Annotated in this window: 13 protein-coding genes; 6 read left to right on the top strand and 7 right to left on the bottom strand. The window is 42.1% G+C overall.

The genetic code is table 11. The features are described 5' to 3' along the window. Positions 1-10: 10 nt before the first annotated feature. Positions 11-967 (bottom strand): AAA family ATPase, encoded by a 957-nt coding sequence (locus MCT08_RS17450; protein WP_053311080.1) that lies wholly within the window; start codon positions 965-967, stop codon positions 11-13. Between the two features lie 279 nt (positions 968-1,246). On the opposite strand from MCT08_RS17450, the gene MCT08_RS17445 reads away from it, so the two are divergent. Both MCT08_RS17445 and MCT08_RS17440 read left to right on the top strand, forming a co-directional pair. Further along, complete coding sequence (locus MCT08_RS17445; protein WP_274679086.1) at positions 1,247-3,163, top strand: methyl-accepting chemotaxis protein; 1,917 nt, start codon at positions 1,247-1,249, stop codon at positions 3,161-3,163. Between the two features lie 58 nt (positions 3,164-3,221). Then, complete coding sequence (locus MCT08_RS17440) at positions 3,222-3,422, top strand: restriction endonuclease subunit S (protein WP_053311078.1); 201 nt, start codon at positions 3,222-3,224, stop codon at positions 3,420-3,422. A gap of 136 nt (positions 3,423-3,558) precedes the next feature. Here MCT08_RS17440 and MCT08_RS17435 read toward each other — a convergent pair whose 3' ends face one another. Then, a complete protein-coding gene (locus MCT08_RS17435) occupies positions 3,559-4,215 on the bottom strand; it encodes a DsbA family oxidoreductase (protein ID WP_168524260.1) in 657 nt (218 codons plus the stop codon). A gap of 399 nt (positions 4,216-4,614) precedes the next feature. Between MCT08_RS17435 and MCT08_RS17430 the strand changes: the two genes are divergently transcribed. Next, the gene (locus tag MCT08_RS17430; protein ID WP_168524259.1) at positions 4,615-5,967 is read left to right on the top strand and encodes an alpha-amylase family protein; all 1,353 of its coding nucleotides are present in this window, start codon (positions 4,615-4,617) and stop codon (positions 5,965-5,967) included. Positions 5,968-6,060: 93 nt separating this feature from the next. Here MCT08_RS17430 and MCT08_RS17425 read toward each other — a convergent pair whose 3' ends face one another. Together MCT08_RS17425 and MCT08_RS17420 are read right to left on the bottom strand one after the other, a co-directional pair. Continuing rightward, on the bottom strand, positions 6,061-7,929 hold the full coding sequence (locus tag MCT08_RS17425) for a methyl-accepting chemotaxis protein (RefSeq protein ID WP_168524258.1): 1,869 nt from the start codon (positions 7,927-7,929) through the stop codon (positions 6,061-6,063). A gap of 107 nt (positions 7,930-8,036) precedes the next feature. Next, a complete protein-coding gene (locus MCT08_RS17420) occupies positions 8,037-8,645 on the bottom strand; it encodes a hypothetical protein (RefSeq protein ID WP_274678992.1) in 609 nt (202 codons plus the stop codon). A gap of 176 nt (positions 8,646-8,821) precedes the next feature. Between MCT08_RS17420 and MCT08_RS17415 the strand changes: the two genes are divergently transcribed. Beyond that, positions 8,822-9,928, top strand: a complete 1,107-nt coding sequence (locus tag MCT08_RS17415; RefSeq protein ID WP_168524256.1) for a 1-acyl-sn-glycerol-3-phosphate acyltransferase — start codon at positions 8,822-8,824, stop codon at positions 9,926-9,928. Between the two features lie 221 nt (positions 9,929-10,149). Here MCT08_RS17415 and MCT08_RS17410 read toward each other — a convergent pair whose 3' ends face one another. Together MCT08_RS17410 and MCT08_RS17405 are read right to left on the bottom strand one after the other, a co-directional pair. Further along, the gene (locus MCT08_RS17410; protein ID WP_168524255.1) at positions 10,150-10,755 is read right to left on the bottom strand and encodes a hypothetical protein; all 606 of its coding nucleotides are present in this window, start codon (positions 10,753-10,755) and stop codon (positions 10,150-10,152) included. A 132-nt stretch (positions 10,756-10,887) separates the two neighbouring features. Beyond that, on the bottom strand, positions 10,888-11,190 hold the full coding sequence (locus MCT08_RS17405; RefSeq protein WP_053311071.1) for a YfcZ/YiiS family protein: 303 nt from the start codon (positions 11,188-11,190) through the stop codon (positions 10,888-10,890). A 497-nt stretch (positions 11,191-11,687) separates the two neighbouring features. Between MCT08_RS17405 and MCT08_RS17400 the strand changes: the two genes are divergently transcribed. After that, positions 11,688-12,149, top strand: a complete 462-nt coding sequence (locus MCT08_RS17400) for a TetR/AcrR family transcriptional regulator (RefSeq protein ID WP_053311070.1) — start codon at positions 11,688-11,690, stop codon at positions 12,147-12,149. Positions 12,150-12,242: 93 nt separating this feature from the next. Here MCT08_RS17400 and nadE read toward each other — a convergent pair whose 3' ends face one another. Beyond that, positions 12,243-13,073, bottom strand: coding sequence for an ammonia-dependent NAD(+) synthetase (gene nadE, locus MCT08_RS17395; RefSeq protein WP_053311069.1), 831 nt, complete (start codon positions 13,071-13,073; stop codon positions 12,243-12,245). 105 nt (positions 13,074-13,178) lie between these two features. On the opposite strand from nadE, the gene MCT08_RS17390 reads away from it, so the two are divergent. Continuing rightward, positions 13,179-13,691 carry a nicotinate-nicotinamide nucleotide adenylyltransferase gene (locus MCT08_RS17390; RefSeq protein ID WP_274678991.1) on the top strand — a complete coding sequence of 171 codons (513 nt, stop codon included), beginning with the start codon at positions 13,179-13,181 and terminating at the stop codon, positions 13,689-13,691. Positions 13,692-13,703 lie beyond the last annotated feature (12 nt).

Genomic DNA, 13,703 nt, shown 5'->3' with positions numbered 1-13,703 from the left:
AACCTTAGTGCTAGGCACTGCCAACCAATGAAAGTAAGTGGGAGATCACTTGGTTTGGATGGATTCCTTCAGCTTGTGCTTGGTAGGTCAGTAACAAGCGGTGACGTAATACAGGAAAGACCATCGCTTGAACATCTTCAGGGCTGACAAAATCTCGGCCGCTCAGCCAAGCGTGCGCGCGGGCGCAGCGATCAAGAGCAATGGTCGCGCGTGGACTCACTCCTAGTTCTATCCATTGTGCCAGTTTCGCGTCATAGCTTTCTGGCTGGCGAGTAGCCATCACTAATCGCACGATATATTGCTCGATCGGCTCTGCCATATGAATATTTAGTACTTCCTGACGAGCAGCAAAAATATCGTTTTGCGTTAATTTAGGCGGTGCGGTTTGTTCGATACCCTGTGCTTCACCACGATTTAAGCGTAAAATAGCGAGTTCATTTTCAGCATCTGGGTAGTCAACATTTAAATGCAGTAAGAAGCGGTCAAGCTGCGCCTCTGGAAGAGGGTAAGTTCCTTCTTGCTCAATCGGGTTTTGTGTTGCCATTACTAAAAAGAGTTCAGGCAGTGGGTAAGTTTTTCTACCTGCGGTAATTTGCTTCTCTGCCATGGCTTCTAGCATTGCTGCTTGTACTTTAGCTGGTGCGCGGTTGATTTCATCGGCTAAGACAAGAGAGTTAAAAATTGGCCCTGCTTGAAAGATAAACTCGCCTGTTTCAGGGCGGAAGATATCTGTACCCGTGAGATCCGCAGGTAACAAATCTGGTGTGAATTGGATGCGATGAAAGTCTCCTTCTATGCAGTCTGCTAAGGATTTTACCGCTCGTGTTTTTGCTAAACCAGGAGGCCCTTCGACCAGAATGTGCCCATCGGCAAGAAGTGCGACGAGCAACTGTTTTACTAACGATTGCTGACCAATAACTTGTTGGTTTAAATGCTGTTGTAAAGACTGAAAAGCAAGCGACTGCATAAGGTTTGGTTCTCCCAATTTTTGAACAGTTAGTGAATTATCTTCTAAAAAAGTTCCGTTAAAAGTGTGAAGTACGGACTGTTCGGTTAATTGTTGAGCGATTACTTAGTCTAAGCTCAGCAATCATGCCATATTCGTCTATCATTATGGGGGCCAATTATCCATTTCCAAAGGTAATGCTTGCGCATAAGTTTTTATCAATAAAAATATCAAGAAAATTCCTACGCGGGCGATAAGTAACAGTTATTCCCAATTAGCCATTAATTAAGGGCAGAAATGATGTTCCAATTGAATTCAATGAGTATTAAAAAGAAGGTGGTGATAGGCATTACCTTTGCTGTACTAGCTTCAACCATTATTGTCGGGGTTATGGCGCAGCGCCAAGCCCGTGAAGTGTTAGAGCATCGCTTAATCGACATCCAACTACCTACGATGCTTGAACAAATTAGTAGTCAGATTGATCGTGAGGTTTCTCAACTGCTATTTTCTGCAGAACAACTTGCCAATAATGAATTTATTAAACAAGCGGTTCAGCAGACAGAACTTGACGCTGTGACAGAAGCGATGTTGGTTAAGCAGCTTAACAATGTGCGTAATCAGTACTCACTGAATGATGCTTCAGTGGCAAACCGGAAAACGGCTTATTATTGGAACCAGAATGGTTTCCTGCGTCAGTTAAATCAGCAACAAGATGGTTGGTTCTTCGGTTTTACTCAGTCAGGTCAACAGACTATGGTGAGTATGTTTCAAGAGGCCTCTGGTGAGGTTAAAATGTTCGCTAACTATCAAAATGTGAGTGGCGATACTATGTCTGGTTTGTCTAAATCGATGGACGACATGGTCAACTTACTCAATGGTTTTAAAATCGAGGATTCGGGTTTTGTCTTTTTGACTGACGCAAAAGGTAGTGTGCAAATCCATCAGCGTAAGGATAAAGCCAGCTCGTCGTTGACTCAGCTCTATGGTTCACAAGCCAGTCAATTATTGAACAGAGGCAGCTTTAACCTCATTACGGCAACTTATGAAGGCCAAGAAGTGTTTGTGGCTAGCGCTTATGTTAAATCAATGGATTGGTTTGTTATTGGTTCGGTGCCTGTTGCTGAAGTGTTTGCCGACCTGACAGCTGTGGCGCAAAAAATGCTGTTCACAACACTGATTGTTGCAGCTATTTTCATCTTTATGGGTATCTTCTTAGCCAACAGTATTGCCAACCCAATCAAGCAGATTGCTCAACGTTTTACCGATTTAGGTAAAGGTGACGGTGATTTATCTCAACGTATTGAAGTGAAAGGTAACGATGAGATAGCTCAGCTTTCTACTGGCTTTAATGGTTTTATTGAGAAAATCCACCAATCGATGAAAGAAGTAGCGTCAACCAGTCATGCTCTTCAATCGGCAGCGGAAAGTGTCTCTGAAAAATCAAACCGAACTCACAACAACAGCCAAGAGCAACGCGATCAAACGATTCAAGTTGTTGCCGCGATCAACCAAATGGGCGCGACCATTAGTGAAATTGCCTCTAACGCAGCGACGGCTGCTGAAACGGCGAATCAAGCTTCTGGTAATACCGATGAAGGGCGTGCCGTTGTCAATAAAGCCAAAGATGCGATCAGTCGCTTGGCGGCAGATATTGAAAATACTGGTAAGGTCGTTGAGCAACTAGCGTCAACCACGCAAGATATCGGATCAATTTTGGATGTTATCCGTGATATCTCGGATCAAACGAACTTGCTAGCATTGAACGCGGCGATCGAAGCGGCACGTGCGGGTGAACAAGGGCGCGGTTTTGCTGTGGTTGCTGATGAAGTTCGTAACTTAGCAAGCCGTACTGCTTCCTCTACGGAAGAGATCCAGAAGATGATTAATCAGTTACAAAATGATGCAAAAGATGCGGTAACGGCGATGGCATCAGGTAAGGTAGTGACGCAAGAAGGTGTATCCGCCTCTGATGAAGCGGTGAATGTATTGGTTAACATATCTGATCGTATCCATGATATTTCGGATCGTAACACACAAGTTGCAACCGCAACTGAAGAGCAATCAACTGTGGTTCATACCATTAACCAAAATATTGAAGAGATCAACTCTATCAATGAGGTGACGACCAGTACCGCAGAAGAACTTGCAGAAGCGAGCCAAGAACTGCGCGATCTTTCTGGTCGTCTAGACAAAATGGTTGGTAGCTTTAAGCTCTAGAATCATGAAGGGGAAATCGGTACACTTCCCCTTATTGCGTTAATTTTAGGTAAGTACAATGAGCGATTTTGAAAAAGAGCTAGAGCAACTATCTCAGCAAGTAGCTGATGAACCAGAAGTTAAGCTACCATCGTTGGAAGAACAAAAAGCGATAGTGGCAGAATTGAAGCAGTTGGAAGCGGATGGCAAATTAACCCCAGAGGTGCTTGAAAAACACTTTGGCCAGTTCTTTGCTGACACCGATACACCGGTTCATTAACAAGCCATTATTATCCCATTCCTATTTGAAGCAGTAGCAGTGTTGGCTACACTCGTTTACCTGCAACTTCAAGGCGTTTGGGTATAAATATAAAAAGGGCACAAACGCTACGTTGTGCCCTTTTTGATGGCTAGAGCTAATGCGTTGTCGGCAGCTGTTGTGCAATGTCTTGCAGTACTTTTTGAAGCATCTCTGCTGTTTGCGCTCCTGAAATTAAATGACGCTGTTCTATTATCAAAGCTGGAACCGCTTGAATCCCTGCTTCTAACCATTGTTGCTCTGTGACTGAAACCGTTTTTGCCCAGGAGTCATCATTCAATACTGCTTGGCAGATTTGCTTATCTAAGCCAAGGTTGCTGACGGTTTCAAGCAGTACATTATCATCATCGACATTTTGTCCGAGAGTAAAGTAGGCACGAAATAGCGCCATTGCCAACTCAAGTTGTTTACCTTGGCTGTTTGCCCACATCAGGAGTTTGTGTGCTTTACGAGTGTTGTATATCCGCATATCGTCACTAAAATTGAATTCAAAGCCTACTTCTTTGCCAAGTTTGGTAAGTGTCTGCCGCGCTTGTAGGCTTGCATCTGCTGATGTTCCATATTTCTTAGCAATATGCTCTTTTAAGTTTTCACCATTGGTTAGCATTGCAGGATTAAGTTCGAACGGATGCCAGTGAATATCGGCATCAATGGTATCACTTAGCGCCAATAAGGCGTGTTCTAGTCGTTTGTAACCAATAATGCACCATGGGCAAACAACATCAGAAACGATATCAATACGCAGCTTTTTCATGGTTCCCTCTAGTGTATTTGCACAATAGTCTTATCCAATTATAGCTAGGTTATCAGGATAAACTGTGACATGTTAGGTGCCTTCTTGGGTCAAAACATCAGCACTCCATCTGTTTTGTTTTACCCATCCTTTCATCTTTCGGTGTTACTTATCTTGGTTGATCTAGGGAAAGTAATCTTGTCAGTATCTCGTTAGGCGCAATTTCATCTTGCTCTACGCCTTCTATCTCATACAAAATTTATTCAATTAAGGCTGATGGCGTGGTGTCTAGGTTGCCTATAATTCAACAAGTGTTTAATGCGCGATATTGATGCGTGCTCAAGGAAGCAAGTGAAGCATTGAGAGGTTCGGCCTCTTTCAACTTGTAAATCGTTCATGACGAATAGGAACATTAGAAGTATGACAAATGTTCAATCAACAGATGTTATTTTGCATGCGTTTGACTGGCCATATCGCCTAGTGGCAGAGCGTGCAGAGCAGATTTTTAAACTAGGCTATAAAACGGTATTAGTTTCTCCTGCCATGAAGTCGTTGAAAAACGATCAAGGTACTCAGTGGTGGCAGCGTTACCAACCACAAGATTATCGTGTCATTGATAACCAACTGGGAGATACCGATGACTTTAAAGCGATGCTTGCAGCTCTAGCCGAGCATGGATTACGAGCCTATGTCGATGTAGTGTTTAATCACATGGCAAATGAATCGAAGCTGCGATTAGATCTACAGTATCCAAGTAACCAAGAGCTAACGCTTTACCAACAGAAGCACGAGTATTATCAAAAGATACGTCTATTTGGTGACTTGCAAGAGCCGTTATTTGACGAAGATGATTTTGTTGAAGCCTTCGGCATTAAAGATTGGAAAGACCGTTGGCAAGTTCAGCATGGGCGCATTACTGGTGGAGCGCACGATCCTGGTTTACCGACTCTGCGAGACAATGATCATGTGGTGTCTCAGCAGCAAGCTTATTTAAGAGCCTTAAAAGAGTTGGGTGTAAAAGGTTTTAGGATCGATGCGGCAAAACATATGTCCATTGAACATCTGAAAAAAGTGTGGGTTGATGACATTACGCAAGATATGCATATTTTTGGTGAAATCATTACCGATGGCGGCGCAACAAAAGAAGAATACCAGATCTTCTTAGAGCCTTATTTAAAGGAAACTACGCTGGGTGCTTATGATTTTCCGCTGTTTCAAACGGTGTTTGATGCGCTGCAAAAGAAAGGTAGCCTGAAGTGGCTCATTGACCCATATTGTTTTGGACAAGCACTGTCTAACAGCCGCGCAATTACGTTTGCCATCACTCATGATATACCGAACAACGACGTGTTTTTAGACTCGGTGATGGATGAAGCCTCTGAAGATCTCGCTTATAGCTACGTTCTTGGGCGAGATGGTGGTGTGCCTTTGATTTATACTGATTTAAACACCAGTGGTATCCTCAACAAGCAAGGTCTGCCACGTTGGCAAGATGCGTGGTGTACACCATTGATGGCCGCGAGAATTGCATTTCACAATAAAATGCATGGGTTACCGATGAAAACGCTAGAAGCGAATGATGATCTTCTGGTGTTCAGTCGGGGCGATCAAGGCTTAGTGGTATTGAATAAGTCACTGCGTAATCAAACCGTCGAAATTAAGTGGGACAGTTCGATGATAGATCTTCTATCGCAGCAGGTGTTTGTTCCAAAAGAGAAAAACATTAAGATTGAAATGGTTGGCCGCTCAAGTTGTATGCTGTGGGCTAAATAGCGATTTATCTTTCTCATCAAACAATGGCGCAGATTTTGCGCCATTGTTTAATAAACTCACTGATTGTTAAGTGATGAGCTTCAATACAAACCATTACACCGTAAATTTATTCAAAATGGCATCCTGTTCGCGAATATTCTCGGTTTGAGACTGCATCGCGATGTTAGCGCTGTCAGCTGCATCTGCGACTTGAACAGAAAGATCTTTAATTTTCACTGTATTATTGTTTATCTCCTCGGCAACTAGACTCTGCTCTTCAGCGGCAGAAGCGATTTGAATATTCATATCACTGATTTGCTGGATTGCATTTCGAATCTGCAGTAGCGCTTCGTTAGCTTCTTGTGCACTATTTACCGCCTCGCCAGCCGTATTCTTACTGTGATTCATAGCACTTGCAACGGAGGTGGCACTTGATTGCAGTTTTTCAATCATATTACGAATTTCGGTGGTTGACTGTTGAGTTCGCTGGGCAAGCGTTCGAACCTCATCCGCTACCACAGCAAAGCCGCGACCTGAATCTCCAGCACGAGCTGCTTCAATAGCCGCATTCAATGCCAATAAGTTGGTTTGATCCGCAATGTCGTTGATCACTTTTAAAATCGTTTCAATGTTTGATGTTGCACCTTCCAAAGCACTCACTTCGGTTACTGCCTCATCAATACGAGCGGATAGGTTATCAATAGCCCGAGTTGTTTGAGCTACAACATTGGTACCGATTTGCGTTGCATCATCGGCATCTTTGGCTGCTGATGCTGCACCTTGGGCATTATTAGCAACATCACCGGATGTGGTTGCCATTTCATGCATGGCGGTAGCAAGTTGCTCTAACTCATGCAGTTGATCACGCATCGCTTCAGCCGATTCTTGTAAGCCAATCGAGGTTATTTCAGAGCCTCTTAGAATTTCTGAACCAATGGCTTTTGACTGTATCAGTCGTTGTTGCAGAGTTTCAGTAAAGGTATTAAATCCGACCGCTAAAACAGAGAATTCTTGGTCAGTATCAGTTGCAAGGCGTTGAGTTAAATCTCCGTTACCTGAAGCCACATTTTGTATTGCCTCATTGAGCGCATCGAGCGGACGCATCAATATGCGAATCAGTACTAAGAGTAACGCAATGCTGAGCACTAGCGCTATCAAGGTATAGATAATTGAACTGTTACGGAGTTTAGTCAATGAGGCATAAGCTATCTCCTCATCAAGAACCACACCTACATACCAATTTTCACCAGGTACTTTAGAAAAATCGACAGTGTAAGTTTTATCATTGATTACAGCTTGCTGAGGTTTTTCTACCAAAGGTGTCCCACCTAAGTAATCTTTCATTGGTTTACCATTGAACTCTTTTTTAGGGTGAGCAATGGTGGTTCCATCTCCAGATACAATAAACACATAACCAGCATCAAACAGTTTGACGGTATTCACCAGTTCAGCTAGACCTGCCAAGCTCACATCGTAAAAGATGGCACCAATAAATTTGCCATTGTCTTTTACAGGGGTAGCAATAGAGACCAAAATTTCATTCGTCGCAGAGTCGGCATAAGGGGCGGTAATGATGAGTTTATCTGCATTTTTGGCATCGATGTACCAGGGCCTAATACGTGGGTTCCAACTGGAGCCGGGGTTCCACGATGGGTCATTACTGATGTAGGAGCCATCTTTTTCAAAGCCGATACCAGCAAGCAGGAAGGTGTTTTTAACCACAGGCCGAGTAATTACGTTGGAGATACTGTTAGGTGATAAATCCACTTCAAGCATACTGGTTGAATAGGCGGCAATAGCTTTACGGCTATTAATCTCAGCTCCTGCAGTATTACGAACCCCATCAACGATTTCCGTTACACTTGCTTCTACTTGGGATTTTATTTCTTCCTGAACGGTTAAATATTGCTGTGTAGTAAGCAAAGTCACGGTGGCGAGTAATAGTAATGAGGACGCAGCAACAATCTTGTGGCTGAATTTCATAGTCAGTCCCTTCTATCTAATGATCTAGTAATAAAAATATTATTAGTAAATGTATAGTTAGGGATTAGACATTCAGCCAGTAAAAGCGCGAACTTTAGTTGGTAAATTTATCCTTTTTCGCCTAGTACTAAAGAAAAAAGCTGATGATATTGTTGCATATCATCATTAAATAGTTCGCTAATGATCTGTGATATTTTAGTACCAGATAGCTTGCGTTTTTGAGCCTCGCGTACCCTTAACACCATTTGGCATTCTGCCGATAAGTGGCTCTCTTTGTGTGGTTGCCATGTCGAAATATCATGACTTAAACGATTCAGTTCAATTTTTGGTTGAAGTTGGGCAATTTCCAGTTTAAGCACTTGCAGTAGGTGAGTGTAAATCTCGTCATTTTGCTTGCACTGGTTTAGCTTGTCGATGGCAGCTAAACTTAGTTCCGAAAGCGTTACGTAACCGGCTTGATGTGGAAATGGTACGCAAAGACGTGCCGAGAAATCTACTCTTTGGATTTGTGTGTTTGGAAAAAAAGTCAGTGAGCACAAACAGTCTAAAGGTATCCAAAATGCTTGTCCTGCTTCAATCGAATACTCGTGTTTACCCAATTTACACAAGGCTAAGCCACTTGTGACTCGAACTAAGCTGTGTTTGATGACTTTTTTACGAGGAGTAACGACTAAGTTTACTTGCAGTAACGTTTCAAAATGAATCGCGTAGTTCATGTTTGTTCTCACCAATTTCGGGGCGCTAAGAGTACCTTGTCTCACAGAAAATGCCAAATAGACGAACTAATTTGCACTAAGTCTGGTCTGACCTTCACGAATCTGTTACGACTGTAGCTGCGAGCTGCGCCAACTACGCGTAGAATAAGCCAGTTTTTTATTTGATGTATAAAAATATGACCACCACAACTGATCCTTATGTAGACATCCGTCCATACAATGACGATGAAATTCCGGCGGCGATTGACCGCTTGATTAATGATGAAGAATTTATTGCAGCGATTTTGCAACATCGATTTGATAAGCGTTCTGCTTGGCTAAAATCAATGCTTAGTCCGTTTGTGAAAGTGTATCTAAAATTTAAATGGTCAAAGTTAAAGTCAGTTGAAGCCATTCAGTTGGAAGTTAAGAAATACTTAACTAAGACATTAGCATCGACTACTCAAGGGGTTACCTTTAGTGGCTTGGACAAACTGGATAAGCAGACGGCTTATTTATTTGTCTCTAATCATCGCGATATCGCGATGGACCCAGCGTTGGTTAACTATGGTCTTAATACCTCTGGCCACAAAACGGTGCGGATTGCTATTGGTGACAATCTATTGAAAAAACCCTGCACGACAGAATTAATGAGGTTAAATAAAAGCTTCATTGTAAAACGTTCTGCGAAAGGGCCTCGTGAAATGATGAAGGCATTAGGGACACTATCGGCCTACATTAAGCATTCCTTGGATACTGGTAATTCGATATGGATAGCTCAAAAAGAAGGTCGAGCTAAAGATGGCAATGATTTCACTGATCCCGCCATTTTGAAAATGTTTCATGTTGAAGGACGTAAGCAGAAAATTGATTTTGCCAGCTACATTCAGTCTCTGAGGATCGTGCCGGTTGCGATTTCCTATGAGAATGATCCATGTGATATTGCAAAAGCGTGTGAATTGTACGAAAAAGCCTCTAGCGGTCGCTATGAAAAAGGTGAGTTTGAAGATATTGAAAGCATCGTTCAAGGGATCGTTGGAGAGAAAGGTCGTGTTCATGTCGCGTTTGGTGAGGTTATAGATCAAGCGTTTGAGACGCCAGATGCACTCGCGCAAGAGATTGATCGCCAAATACACGCAAACTATGAGCTATTTCCAATCAATAAATTAGCAGCGGGTATCGAAAGTAGTGATATCACCCCTGATGTCCGAGCACATTTAGAGCGTAAGTTGACTCAGATACCAGAAGGGGCTCAACGTTATCTGCTCGATAGCTATGCAAATCCAGCAAAAAATCAGTTATAACGGGGTCAACACGCCCTAATAGAAAAGAGGAGTGAGGCGCTTCTCTTTTACTTTCCTATACCTTTCCTACTTGAAGTTGCAGCGGTGTTGGCTACGTTCGCTCACCCCAATCACATGGTTTATCTATGCTCATGGGGATTAACTCACTTGCCGCCTACCTGCAACTTCAAGTGGTTTGGGTATAGTTTGTTTCTTGTTGCTGCGATCTGCGTATGTTTTTACTAGCGTGCTACAGCACCACCTAGTGTTAAAGTAGTTGGCCACTTACTGATAACATTGCCCCCTAAGTAGATATTCCCATTGACGGTCATGGTGTCTGGGAATTCTGTTATTTTAGACCCACCAATAAACAAACTGCCTTCAACTGTTAACCCTTCCGGTAGAGTGGTTAATGGGGTGCGAATGACACTGAGATCACCTTTTACTTTGAAATTAGCGGGTAATTTCTCGAGTTGAGTATCGGTGAAATTGATGTAGCCACCAACCTTTATCCCTCCTGGCCACGATTTGATTTGGCTACCGAGTAAATTGGCGTAACCACGGATGGTGGTTCCCTTAGGTACGTTTTTTAACAAGCTATTTGATGCATCTAAACTACCTTGTACATTTAGCGCCTTAGGTAATGACAGAATAGAAGTTTTCGCTATGTTTAAATTGCCTTTGAGCGTGAGATCATCAGGTAGGGAGGTATAAGGTTTATTACGTAAATCCAAATTACCGTAGTTATCGAGGTGGTTGAGGATTTTGTATTGATCCAAGGATTGTGACCAACTAAAACTGGAAAAAATGAGGGTGAATAATAAAAATAAAAGCCGGATTCCGTTCATAGCATCCACTTATCCAAAACACTTGCTAACAGTATCGGCCGATTGCTACTTTGCTTCAATATCTGTTTAGTGCAAATAGAAAAAAAGCGAGCTGATAGTTGCTCGCTTTTGGTCATTATTATCAAGGCGTAATTAGCGAGCCAAAGATCGTGACTTCAATTCGAAAATGAGTTTTTCTGCACTGACTTCAAATTTAAAACGCGCGTGCAGTTCAGTTGAATTTTCCTCGATAGGAGATGCTTCATATTCAACGTTGCTTGATACTTGTTGGGCTAACGCTAAGTATTTTTCAAACTCGGCCTCAAGCTGAATCTTGTTAGGAGCCATAACCATGACCTCTGCAACTTCATCACCTTCTTTGATAATAAAACCAATTTCGCCAGCGCAGCCGCATGCTTCACAGACTTGGATATCTACGTCGTTTTCGATACTCATTTCGAATCCTCATATTTAGTGTGTGGTTATTCTAGCGAGCAAATGGTCGACTAGCTACAAAAAAGCAGAACATATCTACATTAAAACAGTACGTCATGTTGATGGTTTGAAACTATATTGAAAGATAATGTAACCATAGAGTGTGATGGCGGTCAAAGAATCACTAGTTTTCGTGTCATTATTTTGTCAGAACAGTGTTGAGTTCGTTGCGAATTGGCAGTGATTGTTAGATTATGCGATTGATGTAATTATTACTATTATAAATTGCGCCTAATTCATTCGTTTACTGGTTGATATTACGGAGTAGGTTAACTTTATTAGCGATTGCTAAAGGAAAGTAACACCAAACTAGCAGATATGACTTAGCAAAATGCTCTGGATAGGCGTTGCTATTTTTTTTGTGCGATTTTTAGACAGGGAAAACGCACTGCAATGATGAGACGTTTAATAACATTATCATCACAATTGATGGATTAATAAATAGAAGAGCTTAAACCATGCCAAAGCGTAGTAAAGAAGATACTGAAATCACCATCCAAAAAATAATGGATGCTGTTGTTGATCAGCTATTGAGATTGGGTTATGACAAAATGTCATACACCACTTTGAGTCAACAAACGGGTGTATCTCGTACAGGGATTAGCCATCACTTTCCAAAGAAAACGGATTTTACGGCCGCGTTAGATGGTCGAATTTTCAAACTTTTCGTTGAATATTTAGATTTTGAAAATGATCTTGCTCAGTTTTCAAAGAGTTGGATCACAGCATTAAATAATGCGCAGTTTTTAGCTATTTTGCGATTGCTTTTTCACCACATTGTCACGAGCGAATGTGCTGATGAATTCGCTGCAAATGGTATTGACCGCTTATACAAAACGACGGCAGCACAATTTGGTAACGAAAGTGCAAGAGAGCTTGAATGGCTGGTGGGTAAATCATTGATCAAAATGAGTCAATAATTTGTCATTCAGATTCAAACAATAAAGCCAACCATTCGGTTGGCTTTATTGTTTACGCTACCAATTTGGTGAGTAGCCAAATCGATTAATGGTTTAATCGTATATAGTCGGGATCGGTTGGCGTTTATGCTGAGTCATCTTATAGATAGCGACTAGACGCTCCACGACATGCTGCGCTACCTGCTTACCTTCAAGAAAATCATCAATTTGGTCGTAAGTTAGGTTTAAAGCATCTTCATCGGCTTTCTGAGGTGTAAGCTCTTCTAGATCCGCTGTGGGTGTCTTTTGTACTAATAATTGCGGAGCACCTAATTGAGCTGCTACGGCACGTACTTGGCGTTTACTTAAGCCAAATAAAGGAGCAAGGTCACATGCGCCATCGCCAAATTTGGTGTAAAAACCTGTGATGTTTTCGGCTGAGTGATCGGTACCGAGAACCAAGGCTCCAACAAAACCAGCAATTTCATACTGTGCAACCATACGTGCACGTGCTTTGACATTTCCTTTCACGAAATCAACTTTAGCCGCATCGGTTGGAACTAAACTGGTCCCTTGCAGTGCCTCAAGAGAAGCTGTATGTAAGCCATCAACTCCCGCTTTAATGTTAACGGAAACAGAATGCGTCGGTTGAATGAAAGAAAGGGCAATTTGTGCTTCCTCTTCATCTTTCTGTTCACCATAAGGCAAACGTACGGCAATAAATTGGTAGTCATTAACATTGTGTTCTTGGTTTAGCTGTGTAACCGCAAGCTGAGCTAAACGACCACATGTGGTTGAGTCGACACCGCCACTTATACCGAGCACGAGCGATTTGCAGCCAGACTCAACAAGTTTACGTTTAATAAAGTCGACTCGGCGTTCTACTTCATACGCTGGGTCAATGGATGGGAGAACGCGCATCTCATCACGGATCATTTTTTCCATTAGAGTTCCTTTTCCTGCAAGCAAAATAAATCTTTCGTGTATCATACCTAAATCACGAAATTAGAAAACCGAGAAAGTAGTTTTCAACGTTGAATAAGGATTGCTATGACAAAAATCGCTGTCTTTGGAAGTGCTTTTAACCCGCCGAGTTTAGGTCATAAAAGTGTGATTGATTCTTTAAGCCATTTTGACTTGGTGCTTCTGGTGCCGAGCATTTCACACGCTTGGGGTAAATTAATGCTAGATTATGAGACCCGCTGTGAACTTATTGATGCTTTTATTAGTGATTTAGCATTAAGTAATGTAAAAAGATCGACAGTTGAAGAGCATTTACAGCAACCTGGTGAAAGTGTGACGACTTATGCGGTTTTGTCATTACTGCAAAAACAATTTCCTGACGCTGACATTACTTTTGTGATTGGCCCCGATAATTTGTTTAACTTTGACAAATTTTATAAGGCTCAGGAGATTTTACAGCGTTGGTCGGTGATGGCGTGCCCTGAAAAAGTGGCAATAAGAAGTACGGATATTCGACATTGTCTGTCAGAGAATTCTGATATTAGTGGTTTGACAACCAAGTCTGTGGAAATGATCTTGCAACAAAGGCGCCTATACTAGAAAATCCACAAC

Source organism: Vibrio aestuarianus (assembly GCF_028858425.1).
Taxonomy (GTDB): Bacteria; Pseudomonadota; Gammaproteobacteria; order Enterobacterales; family Vibrionaceae; genus Vibrio; species Vibrio aestuarianus.
This window is presented reverse-complemented; position numbering and strand designations above follow the sequence as displayed.